We start from the raw sequence: 24,366 nt of genomic DNA on the forward strand, positions 1-24,366 counted from the left end.
CTATGTGGGAAGAATTTGAAGTTATGTGAAGTGACGGTGAAGCCGAAGCGAGGCCTGCACACCGCCTTCCGGCATGTTGTGCAGCGTGACTTCGCCATTGAGCAAACGGGCAACTTCGCTGACAAACGCCAGCCCCAGACCACTGCTTTTTTGCCCATTTGCACGTGGCAAAGAGTAAAAACGTTCAAAAATGCGCGGCAGCGCGTAGTCAGGAATGCCACTGCCGGTATCCTGCACCTTAAGCGTGACTTGCTCCTGATCTGCCACAGCACTAAGCGTTATGCAGCCATGATCGGGAGTGAAATCGATGGCGTTATCCAGTAAATTCCCCAGCGCCTGCTCCAGTAACGCAGGTTCAGCAGCAACGTTAACCTCAATGGGCATAACATGCAGAGTGATATTTTTTTCTGCCAGCTGCACGGTGCGCGCTTCGCTGATGCGGTTAAATAATGCCGCTACATCAACCGCAGAAAGAACCACTTCCTGGCGATTCTCCAGTCTTGCCTGGCGTAATAACGTTTCAACCAGCGCCTGCATTCGCGCATTTTGCGTCAAAATATTATCGGTAAAGCGAGCCACTACTTCCGGCGGCGGGCCTTCGCGTAAAATTTCCGCCGCGCCACGAATCGCCGCCAGTGGGCTTTTTAGCTCATGGGTTAATGCGTAAACATACTGCTCTATATAGTTTTTCCCTTCCAGCTTCACGCGCATACTTTCCAGCGCCTGCGCTAACTTACGCAGCTCGCTACTGCCGAGTTCAGGGAGAGGAACGGGCTTATTGTCGGTAACGGAATCAGCATAGCGGGTGAGCCGGGCAATGGAGCGGTTGATCCACCAAACCATTCCCGCGCCAATCACCAGCGCAATCCCCAACAAAATGGTACTCGCCCATAAAATTCGCCGCTCACTGCGTTTAATGACCGGCGCCATCGCTGCGTTCGGTTTGCCTACGCTCAAAACACCAATTAGCCGCGAACCGTCCATAATCGGCGCGGCAACATACATTACAGAACTTTCGGGATCGGCAGGATTTTGCAACGTGCTACGCGCGCCATACTGACCACGCAACGTTAACCAGACATCATTCCAGCGGGAATAATCCTGCCCCACAGCTTTATTTGCCGAATCGAACAATACTTTGCCCTGCGCATCGGTCATATAGACATGGTATTCATTGCGCACTTTGTTAATGCCGCCGATATTGGCGCGAAACGGGCGATTTTGTAGCTGGTTAAACGCCTGCGCCAGTTGTCCATGCTCGGGGTCACCAGAGAGCAAATCGGGACGCGCCAGCTCCGCCAGCAACGTTGCGGTGTCGATCAGCGTCCCTTCCGTCGCCCTTCGCACGCCCGGTTTAACTTCTTTGACAAAAATTGCCAGTACGAACCAGGCCGCCACCGCCACCAGTAAAAAATAGCCCAGCAACAGGCGCATCCCGATGCGCATTACAGGCTCCTCAGACTGTATCCCATTCCGCGATGAGTATTAATCGGCGAAAGGTCGGGATTTATAGCGCGCAGTTTGGCGCGCAGCGTTTTGATGTGAGTATCGACGGTGCGATCGTAAGTGTCCTGTGCATCTTCCCAGACGCTATCCATCAATTGCTGGCGTGACCAGACACGGCCTGGCGACTTGAGTAACGTTTTCAACAACAAAAATTCGTACCGCGTCAGCGTTAATGGCGTGTCAAACCAGCTTATCTGCGCCGCAGGTTCATTCAGTTCAAAATGACCAATACGGATGACGGGAGACGGCGTAGAAAACTTCTTCACCCGACGCAGTAAGGTGCGCACTCTGGCGCACACTTCGCGGGGTGAAAATGGTTTAGCCACGTAGTCGTCAGCGCCAATCTCCAGCCCAAGCAGGCGATCCACCTCTTCACTACGGGCGGTCAGAAATAGTACGGGCAACGCAGGATGCAGCGCCAGCAACTGGCGACACAGTTCGAAACCGCTAATATCAGGCAGGCCGACATCGAGAATGATAACGTCAGGAACCTGCAGGCGCGCTTTATCCAGCGCCGGTAAGCCCCGTTCAAAGAATTCGACGGCAAAACCTTCCTGCTGCAACATGTAGACCAGCGTGTCGGCTATCCCTTGCTCGTCTTCCACTAACCAGACCGTTTCCCGTTGCATAAATCGCCTCTGTTATTGTCGCCACGGCATGACAGGAACGGCGCTGATGGCATTTTTCGGTGAACCATCAACAACTTTGTCGGAGTAAGCCAGGTAAGCGAGCGCGTTGCGTTTGGCGTCATAGAAACGCACGACCTGTAACGACTTAAAGACCAGAGAAGTCCGTTTTTTGAACACGACTTCACCCTGAGCTTTGCCGTTTTTAATGCGATCCGACAGTTCAATCGGCCCTACCTGCTGGCAGGAAATGGCCGCATCGGAAGTATCTTCCGCCAGACCTAATCCTCCTTTAATACCGCCGGTTTTCGCCCGACTCACATAACAGGTGACGTTTTTCACATCGGGATCGTCAAAGGCTTCTACGACAATTTTGTGATCCGGGCCGATCATTTTAAATACGGTGTCGACCGAACCAATTTCTTCCGCATGAGCCAATGGCCCCAGCATTATCAGGCTTAAGGACAAGATCAAATGCTTGTATTTCATATTGTTACCATTTTTATAAGTTACACTGAGCAATTAGTTCGTCACGATAAATAACATATTGATTAAGAACAAAATCTCAATTCTTTTATCTCCGTCAAGACCTAAAACATACTCTGCTAAGAAAAAAACACTGAATGCTAAAACAGCAAAAAATGCTATTATCCAATTACCTGATGTCAGGTGCTCGTTGTTGAAAGGATGAGGATATTTTATGGATCAGGCCGGCATTATTCGCGACCTTTTAATCTGGCTGGAAGGTCATCTGGATCAGCCCCTGTCGCTCGACAATGTAGCGGCGAAAGCAGGTTATTCCAAGTGGCACTTACAGAGAATGTTTAAAGATGTCACTGGCCATGCTATTGGCGCGTATATTCGTGCTCGTCGTTTGTCGAAATCGGCGGTCGCACTACGCCTGACTGCGCGTCCGATTCTGGATATCGCGCTGCAATACCGCTTCGACTCTCAACAGACATTTACCCGCGCATTCAAGAAGCAGTTTGCCCAGACTCCCGCACTTTACCGCCGTTCTCCTGAATGGAGCGCCTTTGGTATTCGCCCGCCGCTACGTCTGGGTGAATTTACCATGCCAGAGCACAAATTTGTCACCCTGGAAGATACGCCGCTGATTGGTGTTACCCAGAGCTACTCCTGCTCGCTGGAGCAAATCTCTGATTTCCGCCATGAAATGCGCTACCAGTTCTGGCACGATTTTCTCGGTAACTCGCCAACCATTCCGCCAGTGCTTTACGGTTTGAACGAAACGCGTCCAAGCCAGGATAAAGACGACGAGCAAGAAGTGTTTTACACCACGGCTCTGGCTCGGGATCAAGCCGACGGCTATGTACTGACCGGGCATCCGGTGCTGTTGCAGGGCGGCGACTATGTGATGTTTACCTACGAAGGTCTGGGAACCGGCGTGCAGGAGTTTATTCTGACGGTATACGGAACCTGTATGCCGATGCTCAACCTGACTCGCCGTAAAGGCCAGGATATTGAGCGATACTACCCGGCAGAAGATGCCAAAGCGGGAGATCGCCCAATTAATCTGCGCTGCGAGCTGCTTATTCCGATACGTCGTTAACGCTGTAGCTCGTCTAATGCAGGGGCGTCCAGATGCGAGATGTCCCCTGCTGTTTCAACGACCCAGCCAGATGCCAGCCACAGGCTTTCCTGATAATCCACGCGCGAAATAGAACAGTTACGCAGACGTAAGCGTCGTTCTGCCCATGCCGGTAAGCCCAGAATGGTACTCACCAGGCATCCCAGCGCAATACCGTGGCTCACCAGCAGCGGTCGACTTCCCGGTGGTAAATCCCGACAAGATTCCAGTGCTGCGTTAACGCGATCGCTAAGTTCCTGCATCGACTCGCCTTCAGGAATACGCCCGTCAACGGTGCCATTGACGAGCTGACGACGCCAGTTCTCTTCTTCTTCAGTCAGAGAGTCAATGTGTCTTTTCTCCAGCACGCCCATATTTAACTCACGCAAGCGGGAATCAAAGATGATGTCACAACCACAAGCCTGGGCGATAATTTCCGCCGTACGCCGGGTGCGGCCTAAATCACTACTGATGATATGCGTAATGCCAAGCTCTTTGGCACGGTTCGCCACCTGCATTGCCTGTTGCTCACCTTTTGCAGTCAGCGGGCTGTCAGACTGGCCCTGAATACGTCGCTCGGCGTTCCACTGGGTTTCACCGTGGCGGACAAGGTATACCTGTAACATGCTTTTTTTCCGTATACTGCTTTAACGTTAATTTTGTGAGTAATCCTGATTATGCACCATGTTGTCTGTGCGACCACCAATCCCGCTAAAATTCAGGCCATTCTGCAGGCATTTCACGAGATCTTCGGCGAAGGATCCTGCCACATTGAGTCCGTTGCCGTCGAGAGCGGCGTACCGGAACAGCCCTTTGGCAGTGAGGAAACGCGCGCTGGCGCACGAAATCGGGTAGCAAATTCCCGTCATTTACGCCCAGAGGCTGATTTTTGGGTAGCGATTGAAGCGGGTATTGATGGTGACAGCACCTTCAGTTGGGTGGTGATTGAAAACGCCAGCCAGCGTGGTGAAGCGCGTTCAGCAACTTTGCCGTTGCCTGCGGTGATTCTGGAGAAAGTGCGTGAAGGTGAGGCGCTTGGCCCCGTGATGTCGCGCTATACCGGCATTGATGAGATTGGTCGTAAAGAAGGAGCAATCGGCGTGTTTACCGCCGGGAAACTCACCCGCACCAGCGTCTATCACCAGGCGGTGATCCTGGCGCTGAGTCCGTTTCATAATGCGGTGTATCAGCCATTGTAGGACGGAGAAGGCGTTCACGACGCATCCGGCATTCGGTGCGCAATGCCTGATGCGACGCTGACGCGTCTTATCAGGCCTACAAAATCAATCGCTTTTCAGCAGCACTTCTTCCAGCCACTGGCGCAACTCGACGGGTGCGGCTTTCAGGCTGTTCGATCCACGAGTAATGGTCGCAATGCCCGCGCCGAGTTCGTTTTTTAACTCACGCTGGCTCATTTCACCGCGCAACAACTCTTCTACGATACGCACGCGAGTCCCCAACGCTTCGCGCTCATCCGGCGTCAGCATCAGGTTTAACAGCGGTAAATGGAGATCGTTTTCGTAGGCATTCTTAAGCAGGTCAACAAAACGTAACCACTCCTGGTGACGCTGTTCTGCCATCGCTGCTGAATAGGGTGATTGTTGAGCCATAGTGTGTCGCCATTGTTAGCGGGGGAAGCAAAATGCCTCCCCCGGTTGTACTCGCAAAAGAGTACGATAGCATATCATAAACGGGCGGTTCAGTAACGACGCCCCCATTCTGTGGCGCTCAAAAGCATCGGTTTATCGCCCATGAAATAGCGATAATACGCGTCATAAGCCAGCACGTTCTTCACATAACCGCGCGTCTCGGAGAACGGAATACTCTCGACAAATGCCACAGCGTCGATACGCCCGGCGCTGTTGCCAAGCCAGGTGCGTACCCGTCCTGGTCCAGCGTTATAGGCTGCCGATGAGAAAATGCGGTTATTACCAAACTGCTGATAAACATATTGCAGGTAACTGGTGCCAATGTTGATGTTCGTTTCCGGATCCAGCAATTGTCCTGGGCTGCTGTAACCTGGAATTGAGAACATTTTCACCGTATGGGTCGCTGTGCCCGGCATAATCTGCATCAGACCGCTGGCGCCTACCGGCGACTTCACTTTCGGATTCCAGGCGCTCTCCTGGCGAGCAATCGCCATTGCATAGCTTTGCGGGATATCTTTGCCACTGGTGTAGCGTTTGAAAAGATCGTTGTAGGCCAGCGGGAATCGCTCTTCCAGATGATCCCACAGTTTCCCGGCGATCGTCGCCTGAACGCTAAGATCCCACCATTGGTTGTTGAAAGCATACCGCGCCAGCTGTGCCTGCTCTGTTTTTGACTTGCTCTTCACCAGATTGGCCCACTCGCTACGCGCGGTGTTATCGAGATTCCAGTACATCAACTCGCGCACGCGCGCCATCTCCGGCCCCTGAGTCAGAGCACTGTCGATATTCTGCGGCGCTTTATCAATCTTCAGCTCATACTCTTCGCCGATCCGCTGTGCAGCAACCATCGGGTAGAAACCACGCTGTTGCATGAGTTGATGCAAAATCTCTTTTGCTTCCGCTTCACGACCGCGTTCCAGCAGTAAATCCGCTTGCCAGTAGCGCCATTCATCTTTCTCTTTCGCTTCCATTGGCAAGCGTGCCAGCCAGGTATTCAGGCCAGAACGGTCGCCAGTGCCAAGCGCCATCCGCACGCGTCGTTCAATTAACGACGTGGATTGCGAACGCATAATTGCGTCATCGCGCCATTTCGCCTGCTCGTCGGTGACGTCATTGCCCATCAGACGCCAGGCGACGATATCGCGTAGCTCCTGAATCTGATCTTCATTAAGCTGCTGCGCCTGGGCAAGCGACGGGATCATCAGTCGTGCGTTTTCTGCATCCTGGCGCGCCACGCTGGCAAACGCCACCGCTGCCATCTGGCGGGTAAAATCAGTCGCTCCGGTAGTACGCGCGAAGGTCAGCACTGTATTGGGATCGTTCGCCAGAGAAATAATCGCCGAGGCGATAGTTTGATAATCGGCAGGCATCTGACCTGCGAGTACCGTCACTAATCCGGTATTGCCCGCTTTCATCGCCAGGCGGATACGCTCTAAATAAGCCAGTGGCTCTTGCTTACCGGACGCGCGCCAGACGCTAAACAACTTATCGCAAGCGTTAGGCTGGCTCTTGCCGGTTAGCCACAGCTCTTTCGCCCCCTGCCAGGCTTCTTCGCTCTGCCCGGTGTTCCATTTCGCATAGTAGTAATTACATTGCGCTTCGGTAGTCCCTGGTTTTTCCGGGCTAAAAGCTAACAAGCCACGCCAGTCTTCACGCCGCGCCAGCTCATTGACGAAACGAGATTGTAGTGCGCGAGCCGGAGGAAGCGTTGGGTTAGCGCGAACAAAGTTAGTGACCGTGACCGCTGGTTGATTCATCAGATCATCGGTGATCTGGCGGTATTCCAGGTAGGGATAAAGTGGATAATCCTTCAGGGATGGCATCATTTGTTCGACCACATCCATTTGTCGATTATCCCAGGCCTGCTTGATTTGCGCGTAACGGCTACGCTGCTCATCCAGTGAGTCGGCTCGCGCCACGCTGCTGACCGTCAGCAGACAGACACCGGCAGCCAACAGCCGCCAGGTAACTTGTTTGGCTTTTTCCACAAGCGCATCCTCTAAGTGTAAATACATCAATGCAGCATCTTGCCGCCTAATAGATTTATGCTAACCAGTCATTGCCGTTTGCGCCACGTTATGGACACTTTTTTACTTTTATCGGGAGGGTGATCGACCGGCTGGGATTAGATAAGGAAACAGGCTACACTTCGCCTTTGAAAACTCATCATCACGATAAACATAGAGGCGAAGTCCAACGTGGCTCAATTCGTTTATACCATGCATCGTGTCGGCAAAGTTGTTCCGCCGAAACGTCATATTTTGAAAAACATCTCTCTGAGTTTCTTCCCTGGGGCAAAAATCGGCGTCCTGGGTCTGAACGGCGCCGGTAAGTCCACCCTGCTGCGCATTATGGCGGGCATCGATAAAGATATCGAAGGTGAAGCGCGTCCGCAGCCGGATATCAAGATTGGTTATCTGCCGCAGGAACCGCAGCTGAACCCGGAACACACCGTGCGTGAGTCCATTGAAGAAGCGGTCTCTGAAGTGGTTAACGCCCTGAAACGTCTGGATGAAGTGTATGCGTTATACGCCGATCCGGATGCCGATTTTGACAAGCTGGCCGCTGAACAGGGTCGTCTGGAAGAGATCATTCAGGCTCACGACGGTCATAACCTGAATGTGCAACTGGAGCGTGCGGCGGATGCGCTGCGTCTGCCAGACTGGGAGGCGAAAATCGCTAACCTCTCCGGTGGTGAGCGTCGTCGCGTGGCATTGTGCCGCCTGCTGCTGGAAAAACCAGACATGCTGCTGCTCGACGAACCAACTAACCACCTGGATGCCGAATCCGTAGCGTGGCTGGAACGCTTCCTGCACGACTTCGAAGGCACCGTTGTGGCGATTACCCACGACCGTTACTTCCTCGATAACGTTGCGGGCTGGATCCTCGAACTTGACCGTGGCGAAGGTATTCCGTGGGAAGGTAACTACTCCTCCTGGCTGGAGCAGAAAGATCAGCGTCTGGCGCAGGAAGCTTCGCAAGAAGCAGCACGTCGTAAGTCGATTGAAAAAGAGCTGGAGTGGGTACGTCAGGGGACTAAAGGCCGTCAGTCGAAAGGTAAAGCACGTCTGGCGCGCTTTGAGGAGCTGAACAACACCGAATATCAGAAACGTAACGAAACCAACGAACTGTTTATTCCACCTGGACCGCGTCTGGGCGATAAAGTGCTGGAAGTCAGCAACCTGCGTAAATCCTACGGCGATCGCCTGCTGATTGATAACCTGAGCTTCTCGATCCCGAAAGGGGCGATCGTCGGGATCATCGGTCCGAACGGCGCGGGTAAATCAACCCTGTTCCGTATGATCTCTGGTCAGGAACAGCCGGACAGCGGCACCATCACTTTAGGTGAAACGGTGAAACTGGCATCGGTTGATCAGTTCCGTGACTCAATGGATAACAGCAAAACCGTTTGGGAAGAAGTTTCCGGCGGGCTGGATATCATGAAGATTGGCAACACCGAGATGCCAAGCCGCGCCTACGTTGGCCGCTTTAACTTTAAAGGGGTTGATCAGGGTAAACGCGTTGGCGAACTCTCCGGTGGTGAGCGCGGTCGTCTGCATCTGGCGAAGCTGCTGCAGGTTGGCGGCAACATGCTGCTGCTCGACGAACCGACCAACGACCTGGATATCGAAACCCTGCGCGCGCTGGAAAACGCCCTGCTGGAGTTCCCGGGCTGCGCGATGGTTATCTCGCACGACCGTTGGTTCCTCGACCGTATCGCGACGCACATTCTGGATTATCAGGATGAAGGTAAAGTTGAGTTCTTCGAAGGTAACTTTACCGAGTACGAAGAGTATAAGAAACGCACGCTGGGCGCAGACGCGCTGGAGCCGAAGCGTATCAAGTACAAGCGTATTGCGAAGTAATGCGTAAAATGCCGGATGCGGCGTGAACGCCTTATCCGGCCTACAAGTCCAGCGATTTCAATACGTTGCGAAACAGTAGGCCTGATAAGACGCGTCAGCGTCGCATCAGGCATTGGACTCCGAATGCCGGATGCGGCGTGAACGCCTTATCCGGCCTACAAGCCCAGTGATTTCAATAGGTTGCAAAACAGTAGGCCTGATAAGACGCGTCAGCGTCGCATCAGGCATTGGGTCTTAACCCTGCTCCCCCATCATCTCCCGCACCAGCTCCACGCAGCGCAGGAAACGGCTGTCGTAATCGTCCTCTTCAACCCGCACAAATTCGATATTGTTCTCTTCCAGCATCTCCACCAGCAAATTCTGGAACTCTTTACGATCCACCGAACTGCCGAGGCTGCGTAAACCATCTGCCACCCACGGCGTGTTGTTCTCCAGCAAGATCACCAGATCAAAACGGTATTCATCGATCAGCGCCTGCACGAACGGATGCTCACGCCCTTCGTACTTTTTGCAGAACGCCTGAGTTGTCACAAAATCAGTGTCGATAAACGCCACTTTATTGGCATATTTCACCGCAAAATCAATATATTGCGCGTGACCCAGCGCAATTTTATCGTAGTCGGAATACTGCAACGCAATCTCATCGCCACCGAGGTGCGAAAAGACATAATCACGACCAAACTCCCACGCACTGGTGGTGTTGAAGATATTGGCGAGTTTGTTTACCAGGGTGGATTTACCACTCGACTCGCCGCCGAGGATCGCCACGGTACGCACAAAGAACGGTTTCACTTCCGTAGGAATATATTCCCAGTAGCGGAACGGGTTTTCACGGATCTGCGCTCCGCTGATACTCATAAAGGTGCGTTTCGGATCGACAAGCACCGTTTCGATCCCCAGATGTTCCAGGTACTGTGGTGCGTCGGTCTCTTCCGAGGTGTAGATCAAATCCGGCTGAATGCCTTTTTCGGCCATAAAATTTTTGATGCCGTTGCTCCACACGTCCCAGCCGTGCGGATACGGCTCCATGCCCTCTTCGTTGAAAGCATGAATGCGGATATTTTTCTGATATTTAAAGGTTTGCAATAACCAGCGCAGACGATCCGGCACCGTGGGCTGCTGCGACATGGCGCTGTCTTCAAACAACGCGCGGTCGCGAGTATCGTCAAAGCCCATAATGATATGCAGCTCGTCAACCTGGCTACAGGCGCGCTGGATAAGGTAGATATGTCCGGTATGCAGCGGGTAGAACTTACCGAATACGACACCAATGGTTTTCTTCTGCCGGGGAAATTCAAGCCCCAAAAAACGGTGCAACGCCTCCAGCTTTTGTGCGCTGGGGCTTTTGATTTTGGCATTCAGTAACTGGCTTAAATACCCTTTGGTCATACCGCTGGCATCAGCAACCTGCTGTAACGTGCAGCCTTGTTGCTTAATAGCGGTTTTCAGGTAATCAAATGACGACATATCTCCCTCCGTATCTCTCATTATAAGTCGTCGAACACGCTAAGCGCGTCGGAGAGTTTCTTAACGCCAAAAATCTGCATCCCTTCCGGCGCTTTTTTCGGCACGTTGGCCGCAGGAACAATCGCCCGGCGAAAACCGTGTTTCGCCGCTTCAGAGATTCGTTCCTGACCGCTGGGCACCGGGCGGATCTCCCCTGCCAGCCCCACTTCGCCAAACACCACCAGATCCTGCGGCAGCGGCCTGTCGCGCAGGCTGGAAACCATCGCCAGCAGTAACGCTAAGTCGGCGCTGGTTTCCGTTACCTTCACGCCGCCGACCACGTTCACAAAGACATCCTGATCGGCCATTTGCAGACCGCCGTGACGGTGCAGCACCGCCAGCAGGATCGCCAGACGGTTTTGTTCCAGCCCGACCGCCACGCGGCGTGGGTTCGCCATCATCGAGTGATCGACCAGCGCCTGAATCTCCACCAGCAGCGGGCGCGTCCCTTCCCATACCACCATCACTGAACTGCCAGAGGTCACTTCATCGCCACGGCTTAAGAAGATTGCCGAAGGATTGCTGACTTCACGCAGTCCCTGTTCGGTCATCGCGAATACGCCCAGCTCATTCACCGCGCCGAAGCGGTTTTTATGGCTGCGTAAGGTGCGAAAACGGGAGTCGGCGTCGCCGTCCAGCAGCACCGAACAGTCAATACAGTGTTCCAGCACTTTCGGACCAGCCAGCGAGCCATCTTTGGTTACGTGCCCGACCATGACAATCGCCACGCCGCGCGTTTTAGCGAATCGTGTCAGATAAGCCGCTGTTTCACGCACCTGCGCCACGCTGCCAGGCGAAGACTGAACATCCGCCATATGCATCACCTGGATGGAGTCGATCACCATCAGCTTCGGCTGCTCTTCTTCGGCAATCAGGCAGATCTGTTCGATGCTGGTTTCCGACAGCATATTGAGATTGTCAGTCGGCAGGCCGAGACGATGAGCGCGCATCGCCACCTGTTGCAGCGACTCTTCGCCGGTGACATACAGCGTTTTCATCTGCTGCGCCAGTTTGCACAGCGTTTGCAGCAGCAGCGTGGATTTCCCCGCCCCTGGGTTACCGCCAATCAAAATGGCGCTTCCCGGCACCACCCCGCCGCCTAATACGCGGTCGAACTCTTTAAATCCGGTGGAAAAACGCGGCAGTTCTTCAAGGCTGATATCGGAGAGTTTCTGGACTTTCGCCACTCCCGCGCTACCAGCGTAGCCACTGAGACGCTCGTTACGCGCCACCGTTGGCGACGCAGCAAGACGCACCTCGGTGATGGTGTTCCAGGCATGGCAGGCGCTGCACTGCCCCTGCCAGCGCGGATAATCTGCCCCGCATTCATTACAAACAAAGGCGCGTTTTGGAGCTTTTGCCACGGTGTACCTCGTTAATGCTGTGCTGCCCGCAGGATGGCGGGCGTGCAATTACTTCTGATTCAGGCTGCCGGAGAGGATGCAGAACACGCCCATCAGGTCAGCGTGACGGATGGTGACTTCCGTCTTTTCATTCACTTTTGGCTTGGCATGGTAGGCAATCCCCAGCCCTGCTGCTTTGATCATCGGCAGGTCGTTGGCACCATCGCCAATCGCCACGGTCTGCGCCTGCGGGATTTCATACTCCTGCGCGAGGCGGTTCAGGGTTTTCGCTTTATATTGCGCGTCAACGATGTCGCCGATCACATTGCCGGTAAATTTACCGTCCATGATCTCCAGTTCATTGGCTACTACGGCGGTCAGGCGCAGCTTGTCGCGCAGGTATTCAGCAAAGAAGGTAAAGCCGCCGGAGGCAATCGCCACTTTCCAGCCCAGCGTTTCCAACTTGAGTACCAGCTGCGTTAAGCCTGGCATCAGCGGCAGATTTTCACGTACCTGAAGCAAAATGTTCGCATCAGCGCCTTTCAGCGTCGCCACGCGGCTGCGCAGGCTGGCGGTAAAATCAAGTTCGCCGCGCATCGCCCGTTCGGTTACTTCCGCCACCATCTCGCCCGTTCCGGCCAGTTTGGCAATTTCATCAATACATTCAATCTGGATGGCGGTGGAGTCCATGTCCATCACCAGCAAACCAGGGGTGCGCAGATGCGGAATTTTCCCCAACGGCGCGACATCCAGTTGTGCTTCATGAGCCAGGCGTGTAGCCCGCGCGGTAAGCGAACCTGCCAGACGAATCACCTGATAATCTTCCACGCACCAGGCGGCAACAATCACCATCGCCGCGCCCAGTTTGCTCTGGTACTGGGTCAGACGTTGTTTATCCAGCCCACGACCATACAGCAGCCAGCCGCTACGACCTGCGTGGTAATCCAGTGGCATCACTTCATCACCACTTAATGAAAGAGGCAGACCAGGCCATAAAGAGACATCTTCAGGCAGGTCGCACCAGGTAATGTTAGGCATTAAGGCTCCTGTAAAATCGTTCGAAGCAGGGAAAATAACGCATGAGGCTACCTTGTATCCATTGCTTCTGGCAACATTAAGTCTCAAATTTTCAAAGGGTGGAAGATGGCTCGCACAAAACTGAAATTCCGGCTGCATCGGGCAGTGATTGTCCTGTTCTGCCTCGCCTTGTTAGTGGCGCTGATGCAGGGGGCGTCATGGTTTAGTCAAAACCACCAGCGACAGCGTAATCCGCAACTTGAAGAACTGGCTCGCACCCTGGCGCGTCAGGTGACGCTGAACGTTGCGCCGCTAATGCGTACCGACTCTCCGGATGAAAAACGCATTCAGGCAATCCTCAGCCAGTTAACAGACGAAAGCCGCATCCTCGACGCGGGCGTGTATGACGAGCAAGGCGATCTTATCGCCCGCGCAGGCGAAAGCGTCGAAGTGCGCGATCGGCTGGCGCTCGACGGTAAAAAAGCGGGCGGCTATTTTAACCAGCAGATTGTCGAACCGATTGCGGGGAAAAATGGTCCGCTCGGCTATCTGCGCCTGACGCTCGACACCCATACGCTCGCCACCGAAGCCAAACAGGTGGATAACACCACTAACATTTTACGCCTGATGTTGCTGCTCTCGCTGGCAATCGGCGTGGTGCTTACCCGCACGTTGTTGCAGGGTAAGCGCACCCGCTGGCAGCAATCCCCCTTCCTGTTAACCGCCAGCAAACCGGTGCCGGAAGAGGAAGAAAGCGAGAAAAAAGAGTGACCCATTACTACAAGAAAGGAAATCGTTATGTCCACATTACGCCTGCTTATTTCTGACTCTTACGACCCGTGGTTTAACCTGGCGGTTGAGGAATGTATTTTTCGCCAGATGCCCGCCACGCAGCGCGTTCTGTTTCTCTGGCGCAATGCCGACACCGTAGTGATTGGTCGCGCACAAAACCCGTGGAAAGAGTGTAATACCCGGCGGATGGAAGAAGATAACGTCCGACTGGCGCGGCGCAGTAGCGGCGGTGGCGCGGTGTTCCACGATCTCGGCAATACCTGTTTTACCTTTATGGCTGGCAAGCCGGAGTACGATAAAACCATCTCCACGTCGATTGTGCTCAATGCGCTGAACGCGCTCGGCGTCACCGCCGAAGCCTCCGGGCGCAACGATCTGGTGGTGAAAACCACCGAAGGCGACCGCAAAGTCTCAGGCTCGGCCTATCGCGAAACCAAAGATCGTGGCTTCCACCACGGCACCTTGCTGCTCAATGCCGACCTTAGCCGCCTGGCAAACTATCTCAATCCGGATAAAAAGAAACTGGCGGCGAAAGGCATTACTTCGGTACGTTCCCGCGTGACTAATCTGACCGAATTGCTACCGGGAATTACCCATGAGCAAATTTGCGAGGCTATAACCGAGGCCTTTTTCGCCCATTATGGCGAGCGCACAGAAGCGGAAATTATCTCCCCGGACAAAACGCCAGACCTGCCAAACTTCGCCGAAACCTTTGCCCGCCAGAGTAGCTGGGAGTGGAACTTCGGTCAGGCTCCGGCATTTTCGCATCTGCTGGATGAACGCTTCACATGGGGCGGAGTGGAACTGCACTTCGACGTTGAAAAAGGCCATATCACCCGCGCTCAGGTGTTTACCGATAGCCTCAACCCCGCACCGCTGGAAGCTCTCGCCGGACGACTGCAAGGCTGTCTGTACCGCGCAGATATGCTGCAACAAGAGTGCGAAGCTCTGCTGGTCGACTTCCCTGAACAGGAAAAAGAGCTACGGGAGTTGTCGGCGTGGATGGCTGGGGCAGTACGGTAACTCGCTGATTAAAATATCCAAGGAAGGAAATATGATCGCTCTGGAAAACCAGGAGCGGGAGATTATCAACTTAATGTTCAGCCAGCGTATTTCCTGGCTAGCCGCTGTGCGTATCAGGCATAAATTATCGCTTGCTGAATTAAGTAAAATGTTAGGTATCTCGATTAACTCTCTAAAACGGATCGAAAAGACGGAGCGGCTTAGCTCAAACATCAAAAGCAAAATGGCAAGAATTTATGGTTGTCCGCCAGAGTTGCTGATATGCCCTTCCTGGATGACGGCTGAACATAAATGAATAGATTCGTGAATAGATACTTGAATGGATTTTATTTTCTATCCATATGAAAAATAATAGTAAATCTATAAATCAGTTGCTATTGATGAATAGATACTAAAAAGCAGGAGCAGTCTCCCGCTCCGGCTGAACACGACAATCGCCTTTCAGCGAAAAACAATTACTCTTTATCGCCCAGCAGAACGGATTCCAGTGCGATTTTGATCATGTCGTTGAAGGTGGTCTGACGCTCTTCAGCAGTGGTCTGCTCGTGAGTGCGGATGTGGTCAGATACGGTGCAGATAGCCAGGGCTTTCGCACCAAATTCTGCTGCTACGCCGTAGATGCCAGCGGCTTCCATTTCCACGCCAAGGATGCCGTATTTTTCCATCACGTCGAACATTTCGCCGTCCGGAGAGTAGAACAGATCAGCGGAGAACAGGTTACCAACGCGAGCATCAACGCCCAGAGCTTTAGCCGCGTCTACCGCGTTACGCACCATGTCAAAGTCAGCGATAGCGGCAAAGTCATGGTCTTTAAAACGGATGCGGTTAACTTTGGAGTCGGTGCAGGCACCCATACCAATCACCACGTCACGCAGTTTTACGTGCGGCAGAACAGCACCACAGGAACCCACGCGGATGATTTTCTTCACGCCGAAATCGGTGATCAGCTCTTTGGTGTAGATGGAGCAGGACGGGATACCCATACCGTGACCCATTACGGAAATTTTGCGGCCTTTGTAAGTACCGGTGAAGCCCAGCATACCGCGAACGTTGTTCACTTCACGGACATCTTCAAGGAAAGTTTCAGCAATATACTTCGCACGCAGCGGGTCGCCTGGCATCAAAACTACGTCAGCGAAATCGCCCATTTCTGCATTAATGTGTGGGGTAGCCATTGTTTTATCCTTATCAACATGTTTTCACCCTCTCCCTGTGGGAGAGGGCCGGGGTGAGGGCATCAAGCCGCACCCATTATCAGAACATGGCTTTGCCATATTCCATATCAGAAGTACCAAAATATTTTGCCAGAGTCTGACCGATATCCGCGAAGGTTTCACGATGACCCAGCGAACCCGGTTTTACTTTCGGGCCATACACCAGTACCGGAATGTGTTCACGGGTGTGGTCAGTACCAGTCCAGGTCGGGTCACAACCGTGGTCAGCGGTGAGGATCAGGATATCGTCATCGCGCAGCAGTGACATCAGCTCCGGCAGACGGCGGTCAAACAGTTCCAGACCCGCAGCATAACCCGCGACGTCGCGACGGTGGCCCCAGGAAGAGTCGAAGTCAACGAAGTTGGTGAAGACGATGGTGTTATCACCCGCTTCCTTCATCTCTTTAATGGTGGCGTCAAACAGCGCGTCCAGACCGGTCGCTTTCACTTTTTTGGTGATACCGCAGTTAGCGTAGATGTCCGCAATTTTACCGACAGAAACCACCTGGCCGTGTTTTTCATCAACCAGTTTTTGCAGCACGGTCGGTGCTGGCGGTTCAACAGCCAGGTCGTGACGGTTACCAGTACGCTGGAAGTTACCGGCTTTGTCGCCGATAAACGGACGGGCGATAACGCGACCGATGTTGTAGCCGCCGTTGGTCAGCTCTTCACGGGCGATTTCGCACAGTTCGTAGAGCTTATCCAGGCCAAAGGTTTCTTCATGGCAGGCAATCTGGAACACTGAGTCAGCGGAGGTATAGAAAATCGGCTTGCCGGTTTTCATGTGCTCTTCGCCCAGTTGATCCAGGATGACCGTACCGGAAGAGTGGCAGTTACCAAGGTAACCCGGCAGATTAGCGCGTTCGACCAGTTTATCCAGCAATTCTTGCGGGAAGCTGTTTTCGTGATCGGAGAAATATCCCCACTCAAACAGAACCGGTACACCGGCGATTTCCCAGTGACCAGACGGGGTATCTTTACCGGATGACATTTCGTGCGCCCATGCGTACGCGCCGATAACTTCAGCGTTGCCGTCCATTCCTGCCGGAATGAAACCGGTAGAACCTTCGTGTGCTTTCGCCAGCCCCAGACGGGTCAGATTTGGCAGATTCAGTGGCCCTTTACGACCATTATCAGCTTCGCCTTTAGCACAAGCTTCTGCGATATGACCCAGGGTGTCAGCCCCGACGTCACCAAAGCGTTCTGCATCTTCTGTAGCGCCGATGCCGAATGAGTCCAGCACCATAATAAATGCACGTTTCATATGTTCTCCGTACTCAGTGCTTCAAATTTAAATGATCAGATCAGTATACAATTATTCACTGATACGACGATAGACAGTTGGTGTGCTTTCTGGGGCTTTATCGGCAAGTTTAATTGCCGCTTTCACCGCTTTCGCCGCTTCCTGCCAGCTGTTTTCGTCTTTCGCGTGGATAACCGCCAGCGGACGCTGACCGTCTACCTGGTCGCCCAGACGCGCCATATCAGTAAAGCCGACGCTATAATCGATGGTGTCAGATGCCTGACGGCGACCGCCGCCCATTGCAACCACTGCCATCCCCAGCGCGCGGGTATCCATTTCACTGACAAAACCTTCGGTATCAGCATAGACTGCTTTCGTCAGCATGGCTGTCGGCAGATACTTCGCGTAGTTCTCAACGAAGTCAGTCGGGCCTTTTTGTGCCGCGACCATACGACCAAAGACTTCTGCCGCTTTACCGTTGTCCAGCACCGCCTGCAATTTCGCGCGCGCTTCGGCGTCATCTTTCGCCAGTTTGCCGGAGGTAAGCATCTCCACGCACAGCGCCATCGTGACATCAAACAGACGCGGGTTACGATACTCACCCGTCAAGAACTGCACCGCTTCACGCACTTCAACCGCGTTACCGGCACTGGAGGCCAACACCTGATTCATGTCGGTGAGCAGCGCAGTGGTGCGCACGCCAGCGCCGTTAGCCACGCCAACAATCGCTTCGGCGAGGGCTTCAGAGAGTTCGTAGGTCGGCATAAACGCGCCGCTACCCACTTTCACGTCCATCACCAGCGCGTCCAGACCTTCCGCAAGTTTCTTCGCCAGAATAGAGGCGGTGATCAGCGGAATGGAGTCCACTGTTGCGGTAATATCGCGGGTTGCGTAGAAACGTTTATCCGCCGGAGCCAGTGAGCTGGTCTGACCGATAATTGCCACGCCGACATCTTTAATAATTTCGCGGAAACGGTTGTCATCCGGGAAGATATCGAAGCCTGGGATTGATTCCAGTTTGTCGAGCGTACCGCCAGTATGACCGAGGCCACGACCGGAGATCATCGGAATATAGCCGCCGCAGGCCGCGACCATTGGCCCCAACATCAGCGAAGTCACATCGCCGACGCCGCCGGTGGAGTGTTTATCAACAATCGGGCCATTCAGATGCAGGCTTTTCCAGTCGAGAACGGTTCCTGAATCTCGCATCGCCATCGTCAGCGAGACACGCTCCGGCATTGTCATATCGTGGAAGAAAATGGTCATCGCGAGGGCGGCAATTTGCCCTTCGGAGATAGTGTTGTCGCGAATGCCGTTGATAAAGAAACGAATTTCTTCATCGCTCAGCGCATGACCATCACGTTTTTTACGAATAATTTCTTGTGCGAGAAACAAGGTAACCTCCCGTGGAAAAGAGTATGAGGCGGCTTTTGCCGGATGCGTCTACGCCTTATCCGGCCTACGGGTAGATACGTCTCGTAGGCCTGATAAGCGCAGCGCATCAGGCGTAAAGCATCTTACTTAGTAGCTGCTGGCGCTCTTACCGTCGCCGTGGCCCAGAGCTTTCAGCAGGCTTGCCAGCAGGCTGGAAGCGCCAAAGCGATAGTGACGTGCATCTGCCCAGTCAGCACCGAACAGTTCATCTGCAATCGCGAGATATTTCTGTGCATCTTCCGCAGTACGCACGCCACCCGCCGGTTTGAAACCAACGGTTTTTTCTACGCCCATGTCGCGGATGACTTCCATCATGATGCGCGCGCTTTCAGGCGTCGCATTCACCGCGACTTTACCGGTGGAGGTTTTGATAAAGTCAGCGCCCGCTTTGATGGAGATTTCAGACGCTTTACGGATCAGCGCTTCGTCTTTCAGTTCGCCGGTTTCGATGATCACTTTCAGCAGTACATTCGCTGCCGCGCAAGCCTCTTTACAGGCTTTCACAAGGTCAAAACCAACCTGCTCGTTGCCCGCCATCAGCGCGCGGTACGGGAACACCACGTCAACTTCATCGGCACCGTAGGCGATTGCCGCACGGGTTTCTGCCAGCGCGATTTCGATGTCATCGTTACCGTGTGGGAAGTTGGTTACCGTAGCGATACGGATTTCCGGGGTGCCCTGCTCTTTCAGAGTCTTGCGAGCAATCGGGATAAAGCGAGGATAGATACAGATAGCGGCGGTATTGCCGACCGGAGTTTTAGCCTGATGACACAGGGCGATCACTTTCTCGTCGGTGTCGTCGTCATTCAGGGTGGTCAGGTCCATCAATTTCAGTGCACGCAGGCTGCTTGCTTTCAGATCAGTCATTTCATTCTCCTGGCTTGTCGCCAATAAAATTCACCTTGCGAGTTTGTTAGTATTCTAACATCGACTCCGCAACACACTTCGATATACATCACAATTAAGAAAATCTACTTACAAATTTGCATTACGGTAATGCGATCTGGTTCAAATAATTCACTTTCAAATGAATGCGCCAGTGGTGGCAAACGCATCAGGATCAAAGTGAACATCACGAAACTTCTTACAATGGCGCATCACCTTCGGCATAAAAGGAAAAGAAGATGCCCACTTCTCATGAAAATGCACTGCAACAACGTTGCCAGCAAATTGTCACCAGCCCAGTGCTTAGCCCGGAACAGAAGCGCCATTTTCTGGCACTGGAAGCAGAAAACAATCTGCCTTATCCGCAGCTGCCTGCCGAGGCCCGCCGCGCGCTGGATGAGGGTGTAATCTGCGATATGTTTGAAGGTCATGCGCCGTACAAACCGCGCTATGTCTTACCCGATTACGCCCGTTTTCTGGCGAACGGTTCCGAATGGCTGGAGCTGGAAGGCGCGAAAGATCTTGATGATGCACTCTCTCTGCTGACCATTCTTTACCACCACGTTCCTTCGGTCACATCGATGCCGGTCTACCTGGGGCAACTGGATGCGTTGTTGCAACCGTATGTTAGAATTCTAACACAAGACGAGATCGATGTTCGAATAAAACGTTTCTGGCGTTACCTCGACAGAACCCTGCCAGACGCCTTTATGCACGCCAATATCGGCCCGTCTGATTCGCCCATTACCCGCGCGATCTTACGTGCAGACGCAGAGTTGAAGCAGGTTTCACCGAACCTGACCTTTATCTACGATCCTGAAATCACCCCTGATGACCTGCTGCTGGAAGTGGCGAAGAACATCTGTGAATGTAGCAAACCGCACATCGCCAACGGTCCGGTGCATGATAAAATTTTCACAAAAGGGGGCTACGGGATTGTGAGCTGTTACAACTCACTGCCGCTTGCGGGTGGTGGCAGCACGCTGGTACGCCTTAACCTGAAAGCCATTGCCGAGCGCAGCGAATCGCTGGATGACTTCTTTACGCGCACTCTACCGCACTACTGCCAGCAGCAGATCGCCATCATCGATGCGCGATGTGAATTTCTCTATCAACAATCACACTTCTTTGAGAATAGCTTCCTGGTCAAAGAAGGGTTGATTGATCCTGAACGTTTTGTGCCGATGTTTGGCATGTACGGGCTGGCGGAAGCGGTTAACTTGCTGTGCGAGAAAGAAGGGATTGCCGCGCGCTACGGTAAAGAAGCTGCCGCAAATGAAGTGGGTTATCGCATCAGCGCGCAACTGGCGGAGTTTGTCGCCAGCACGCCAGTGAAATATGGCTGGCAAAAACGCGCCATGTTACACGCACAGTCGGGGATCAGTTCCGATATCGGCACCACGCCGGGGGCGCGCCTGCCGTATGGCGATGAGCCAGATCCAATCACCCATCTGCAAACCGTCGCCCCGCATCATGCATATTATTACTCCGGGATCAGCGACATTCTGACGCTCGACGAAACCATCAAACGTAATCCGCAGGCGCTGGTACAGCTTTGCCTCGGTGCCTTTAAAGCCGGAATGCGTGAATTTACCGCCAATGTCAGCGGTAACGATCTGGTTCGCGTTACCGGTTATATGGTGCGTTTGTCGGATTTAGAAAAATATCGTGCCGAAGGTTCACGTACCAATACCACCTGGCTGGGCGAAGAAGCTGCACGTAACACTCGTATTCTGGAACGCCAGCCGCGCGTGATAAGCCATGAACAGCAGATGCGCTTTAGTCAGTAAGATTATCCCCTTCTCCTGCGTTGACGGGCCAGGCAGTCGTCTGGCTCTGTTTTTGCAGGGCTGCAATCTGCGCTGCAAAAATTGTCACAATCCGTGGACGATGGGACGCTGCAATGATTGCAGGGAATGTGTGCCGCAGTGTCCACATCAGGCGTTGCAGATTGCCGACGGCAAAGTAATGTGGAACGTTGCAGTCTGCGAGCAGTGCGACACCTGCCTGAAGATGTGTCCGCAGAATGCCACGCCGATGGCACAAACCATGGGCGTGGACGAGGTGCTTAGTCATATCCGCAAAGCGGTGTTGTTTATTGAAGGGATAACGGTGAGCGGCGGTGAAGCCACGACGCAGCTGCCGTTTGTGGTGGCGCTGTTTACTGCTATCAAAAATGATCCACAATTGCGCCATCTCACCTGTCTTGTGGACAGCAACGGCATGTTGAGCGAAACCGGCTGGGAAAAATTGCTTCCGGTATGCGACGGCGCAATGCTCGATCTCAAAGCGTGGGGTAGCGCGTGTCATCAACAGTTAACCGGACGAGATAATCAACAGATTAAGCGCAGCATCAGTTTGCTTGCAGAGCGCGGCAAGCTGGCGGAACTGCGTTTATTGGTAATCCCCAATCAGATGGATTATTTGCAACACATCGATGAGCTGGCGGCGTTTATCAAGGGACTTGGCGATGTTCCGGTACGCCTGAACGCGTTTCATGCCCACGGCGTGTATGGCGAGGCGCAAAGCTGGCCGAGCGCCACGCCGGAAGATGTTGAGCAGTTGGCTGGCGCGTTAAAGGAGCGCGGGGTAAGTCGATTGATATTTCCGGCGCTGTATTTGTGATAAGCCAGAGATGTCGCAAAACTCAACATCAAGCACAATCAGTCCCCTCGCCCCTCTGGGGAGAGGGTTAGGGTGAGGGGAACAAGCAGCACCAGTGTTCACTTACGGACGGCCTTACCAGCCATCGGGCACGTTAAACACCGCATACGTGTTATTAAGCAACACGTCGGCAATTTCATCCGCTGGTTCCGGGCGTAACTCACAAAGCACGGCAAACACACGGGCGGCCTGCTCCGGGCGGTTAGGCTGCCCCTGAAAACCATTTAGCGGCATATCCGGCGCATCAGTTTCCAGCAACAACGACGCCAGCGGTAATTTTGCGATGACATCGCGGGTTTTACTGGCTCGCGGATAAGTGATAGTGCCGCCTACGCCGATTTTGTAGCCCAGTTGCACAAACCGTTCGGCCTGTTGCAGGCTGCCAGAAAATCCGTGAACCACGCCAGCACGCGGCAAATCGTGGCGTTTAAGATGCATCGCCAGTTTGTCATGCGTGCGCCGTGAATGAAGGATCACCGGCAGATCGTAGCGTTTCGCCAGCTTCAGTTGTTCGTCGAGCAACCACTGCTGACGATCAAATTGTGGATTGTCGCCAAAAAGATCCAGGCCTACCTCCCCTACCGCCACCACCTTCGGCGGACGCCTTTCCAGTGCCTGCTGTAACTGCTCCAGCGACGCATCGCTATGTTTTTCCAACATACCAGGATGCAAGCCCAATGCGGCATACAGCGGCTGATAATTTTCCGCTAACGCCTGCACGCGGGCAAAATTTGCCGCCTCGGTTGCCGGAACAATGATCTTGCCTACGCCCGCTTGTGCCGCGCGTTGCAGGCTGGCCTCTTCATCACCGCTAAACGGCGGAAAATCAAAATGGCAGTGGGTGTCGATAAAACGGCAAATCAAGCCAGATCCTCATTGTTAAATGTCGGGTCATTCGCCTGCGGGGCGTCTATCACCTCGGTAACCAGCGTATCGTTGGCGACTGGCGCAGGCGGAATGACGATTGGTTCCGGCGTCGCCACAGGCACCAGATGGCGAGTGAACGGTGCTTTTTCGGTTAGCATTTTACCGACTGTGGCCAGGAAATAGCGACCGCATAAACGCCCAAGTTTATAGTCATCGCGTAGCGCCGGAAGCCGACTGCCAAGCGCGATGCTATGCAGCGGCTTCGGCGGATAAATTTCGAAAATGCGTAACTTGCCGGGCGGTTTCTCAATAAATTGTTGGATGGCGCGATAACTGGTTTCATGATGCTGCACCAGATTGACCAGCGGTTGTAGGCTACTGTCACCCAACCAACGTTCCATACGTTTAAACCACTGAGGCGTATAGTACATTTGCGACGGCACAGTGCGGATCACCACCAGCGTTTTCGCCCCCTGTCTTGCCGCTTCTTTAACCGGGATCGCATCGCTGACGCCACCATCAAAATAGTTAATCCCATCAAGTGAAACTCCGGTGCGATAAAAACCGGGAATAGCACTGGAGGCGCGAATCAAATCCAGCCAGTTTTGTTTGGTCGGCACAAAGTAGTTCGGCGTGTAATCGTCCTGGCGGCAGGCGCACATATAAAACGATTTGCCGCTATCAAACAACCGCGCAGCGGTATCCATCTGCAACGGCATCTGGCTTGCAGTCGCCTCCACCAGCCAGTCGAGATCGATAAGATTTCCTCCACGGACAAAACGTACTGGATCGAAAAATTCACGTTTTGTGGTGTAGCGCATGATGACTTTACGCGCGTAACCAGGCTGGTTGCAGATATAGGCCGAAAGATTTTGCGCCCCGGCGGACGTGCCAAAATAGAGATCGAAAGGATTAAACTGCGCGCGCATAAACTCATCCAGCACACCAGCCGTGAAAATTCCACGCTGCCCACCGCCTTCGCACACCAGCGCAATTCGTCCAGGCTGGAACGGCCTTAGCGACAACGGCGCAATATTACCAAGCGTTACAGGTATTCGCTGCCCCACCTCTGCCTTCCTGTTTTTGTTGTGAAAGAATGACAAAGTAACGCAATTTATTATTCGCTAAAACCGCAAAAGCCAG

23 protein-coding genes are annotated in these 24,366 nt (G+C 53.5%); 8 read left to right on the forward strand and 15 right to left on the reverse strand.

What is annotated here, in order from left to right; translation table 11 throughout:
• Positions 1-21 precede the first annotated feature (21 nt).
• The 3 genes from creC to creA are packed head-to-tail and all read right to left on the reverse strand — an operon-like array spanning position 22 to position 2,621.
• Positions 22-1,446 (reverse strand): two-component system sensor histidine kinase CreC, encoded by a 1,425-nt coding sequence (gene creC, locus C3D30_RS14300; protein ID WP_105285261.1) that lies wholly within the window; start codon positions 1,444-1,446, stop codon positions 22-24.
• Positions 1,446-2,135: a two-component system response regulator CreB gene (gene creB / locus C3D30_RS14305; RefSeq protein WP_001188653.1), complete on the reverse strand. Its 690-nt coding sequence runs from the start codon at positions 2,133-2,135 to the stop codon at positions 1,446-1,448. Before creB ends, creC begins: the two co-directional genes overlap by 1 nt.
• A gap of 12 nt (positions 2,136-2,147) precedes the next feature.
• On the reverse strand, positions 2,148-2,621 hold the full coding sequence (gene creA, locus C3D30_RS14310) for a protein CreA (RefSeq protein ID WP_000875485.1): 474 nt from the start codon (positions 2,619-2,621) through the stop codon (positions 2,148-2,150).
• A 211-nt stretch (positions 2,622-2,832) separates the two neighbouring features.
• On the opposite strand from creA, the gene robA reads away from it, so the two are divergent.
• Entirely contained in the window at positions 2,833-3,702 is an 870-nt protein-coding gene (gene robA / locus C3D30_RS14315; protein WP_000371672.1) for an MDR efflux pump AcrAB transcriptional activator RobA, read from the forward strand.
• Here the strand turns inward: robA and gpmB are convergent.
• A complete protein-coding gene (gene gpmB, locus C3D30_RS14320; protein ID WP_000942335.1) occupies positions 3,699-4,346 on the reverse strand; it encodes a 2,3-diphosphoglycerate-dependent phosphoglycerate mutase GpmB in 648 nt (215 codons plus the stop codon). The genes robA and gpmB overlap by 4 nt on opposite strands.
• A gap of 51 nt (positions 4,347-4,397) precedes the next feature.
• Between gpmB and yjjX the strand changes: the two genes are divergently transcribed.
• Positions 4,398-4,919 carry an inosine/xanthosine triphosphatase gene (gene yjjX / locus C3D30_RS14325; RefSeq protein WP_000546620.1) on the forward strand — a complete coding sequence of 174 codons (522 nt, stop codon included), beginning with the start codon at positions 4,398-4,400 and terminating at the stop codon, positions 4,917-4,919.
• 84 nt (positions 4,920-5,003) lie between these two features.
• Here yjjX and trpR read toward each other — a convergent pair whose 3' ends face one another.
• Together trpR and sltY are read right to left on the reverse strand one after the other, a co-directional pair.
• Entirely contained in the window at positions 5,004-5,330 is a 327-nt protein-coding gene (trpR, locus tag C3D30_RS14330; RefSeq protein WP_000068670.1) for a trp operon repressor, read from the reverse strand.
• A gap of 89 nt (positions 5,331-5,419) precedes the next feature.
• The gene (sltY, locus tag C3D30_RS14335) at positions 5,420-7,357 is read right to left on the reverse strand and encodes a murein transglycosylase (protein WP_105287052.1); all 1,938 of its coding nucleotides are present in this window, start codon (positions 7,355-7,357) and stop codon (positions 5,420-5,422) included.
• Between the two features lie 210 nt (positions 7,358-7,567).
• Between sltY and ettA the strand changes: the two genes are divergently transcribed.
• Complete coding sequence (gene ettA / locus C3D30_RS14345; RefSeq protein WP_000046759.1) at positions 7,568-9,235, forward strand: energy-dependent translational throttle protein EttA; 1,668 nt, start codon at positions 7,568-7,570, stop codon at positions 9,233-9,235.
• A 234-nt stretch (positions 9,236-9,469) separates the two neighbouring features.
• Here the strand turns inward: ettA and nadR are convergent, their stop codons facing one another.
• The 3 genes from nadR to serB are packed head-to-tail and all read right to left on the reverse strand — an operon-like array spanning position 9,470 to position 13,122.
• Positions 9,470-10,702 carry a multifunctional transcriptional regulator/nicotinamide-nucleotide adenylyltransferase/ribosylnicotinamide kinase NadR gene (nadR, locus tag C3D30_RS14350; protein WP_000093822.1) on the reverse strand — a complete coding sequence of 411 codons (1,233 nt, stop codon included), beginning with the start codon at positions 10,700-10,702 and terminating at the stop codon, positions 9,470-9,472.
• Between the two features lie 20 nt (positions 10,703-10,722).
• A complete protein-coding gene (radA, locus tag C3D30_RS14355) occupies positions 10,723-12,105 on the reverse strand; it encodes a DNA repair protein RadA (protein ID WP_001029698.1) in 1,383 nt (460 codons plus the stop codon).
• 48 nt (positions 12,106-12,153) lie between these two features.
• Positions 12,154-13,122 carry a phosphoserine phosphatase gene (gene serB, locus C3D30_RS14360; protein ID WP_105287025.1) on the reverse strand — a complete coding sequence of 323 codons (969 nt, stop codon included), beginning with the start codon at positions 13,120-13,122 and terminating at the stop codon, positions 12,154-12,156.
• Positions 13,123-13,227: 105 nt separating this feature from the next.
• Between serB and C3D30_RS14365 the strand changes: the two genes are divergently transcribed.
• The 3 genes from C3D30_RS14365 to C3D30_RS14375 are packed head-to-tail and all read left to right on the forward strand — an operon-like array spanning position 13,228 to position 15,211.
• On the forward strand, positions 13,228-13,872 hold the full coding sequence (locus tag C3D30_RS14365) for a YtjB family periplasmic protein (RefSeq protein WP_105287026.1): 645 nt from the start codon (positions 13,228-13,230) through the stop codon (positions 13,870-13,872).
• Between the two features lie 27 nt (positions 13,873-13,899).
• A complete protein-coding gene (gene lplA, locus C3D30_RS14370) occupies positions 13,900-14,916 on the forward strand; it encodes a lipoate--protein ligase (RefSeq protein WP_105287027.1) in 1,017 nt (338 codons plus the stop codon).
• A gap of 31 nt (positions 14,917-14,947) precedes the next feature.
• The gene (locus C3D30_RS14375; protein WP_105287028.1) at positions 14,948-15,211 is read left to right on the forward strand and encodes a helix-turn-helix domain-containing protein; all 264 of its coding nucleotides are present in this window, start codon (positions 14,948-14,950) and stop codon (positions 15,209-15,211) included.
• Positions 15,212-15,371: 160 nt separating this feature from the next.
• On the opposite strand, the gene deoD is transcribed toward C3D30_RS14375, so the two are convergent.
• The 4 genes from deoD to deoC form a co-directional block, all read right to left on the reverse strand.
• Positions 15,372-16,091 (reverse strand): purine-nucleoside phosphorylase, encoded by a 720-nt coding sequence (gene deoD, locus C3D30_RS14380; protein WP_000224882.1) that lies wholly within the window; start codon positions 16,089-16,091, stop codon positions 15,372-15,374.
• 79 nt (positions 16,092-16,170) lie between these two features.
• Positions 16,171-17,394 (reverse strand): phosphopentomutase, encoded by a 1,224-nt coding sequence (gene deoB / locus C3D30_RS14385; RefSeq protein ID WP_000816471.1) that lies wholly within the window; start codon positions 17,392-17,394, stop codon positions 16,171-16,173.
• A gap of 51 nt (positions 17,395-17,445) precedes the next feature.
• Positions 17,446-18,768 (reverse strand): thymidine phosphorylase, encoded by a 1,323-nt coding sequence (gene deoA / locus C3D30_RS14390; RefSeq protein WP_000477829.1) that lies wholly within the window; start codon positions 18,766-18,768, stop codon positions 17,446-17,448.
• A 126-nt stretch (positions 18,769-18,894) separates the two neighbouring features.
• On the reverse strand, positions 18,895-19,674 hold the full coding sequence (gene deoC / locus C3D30_RS14395) for a deoxyribose-phosphate aldolase (RefSeq protein ID WP_001295412.1): 780 nt from the start codon (positions 19,672-19,674) through the stop codon (positions 18,895-18,897).
• A 257-nt stretch (positions 19,675-19,931) separates the two neighbouring features.
• Here deoC and C3D30_RS14400 point away from each other — a divergent pair, with 257 nt between their 5' ends.
• Both C3D30_RS14400 and C3D30_RS14405 read left to right on the forward strand, forming a co-directional pair.
• Positions 19,932-21,482, forward strand: coding sequence for a YjjI family glycine radical enzyme (locus C3D30_RS14400; protein WP_105287029.1), 1,551 nt, complete (start codon positions 19,932-19,934; stop codon positions 21,480-21,482).
• Complete coding sequence (locus tag C3D30_RS14405) at positions 21,454-22,317, forward strand: YjjW family glycine radical enzyme activase (RefSeq protein ID WP_105287030.1); 864 nt, start codon at positions 21,454-21,456, stop codon at positions 22,315-22,317. The genes C3D30_RS14400 and C3D30_RS14405 overlap by 29 nt, the downstream gene beginning before the upstream one ends.
• A 114-nt stretch (positions 22,318-22,431) precedes the next feature.
• Here C3D30_RS14405 and C3D30_RS14410 read toward each other — a convergent pair whose 3' ends face one another.
• The gene (locus tag C3D30_RS14410) at positions 22,432-23,220 is read right to left on the reverse strand and encodes a metal-dependent hydrolase (RefSeq protein ID WP_105287031.1); all 789 of its coding nucleotides are present in this window, start codon (positions 23,218-23,220) and stop codon (positions 22,432-22,434) included.
• Entirely contained in the window at positions 23,217-24,290 is a 1,074-nt protein-coding gene (locus tag C3D30_RS14415; RefSeq protein WP_016159437.1) for a patatin-like phospholipase family protein, read from the reverse strand. Before C3D30_RS14415 ends, C3D30_RS14410 begins: the two co-directional genes overlap by 4 nt.
• Positions 24,291-24,366 lie beyond the last annotated feature (76 nt).

Source organism: Escherichia sp. MOD1-EC5433 (assembly GCF_002966005.1).
GTDB lineage: Bacteria > Pseudomonadota > Gammaproteobacteria > Enterobacterales > Enterobacteriaceae > Escherichia > Escherichia ruysiae.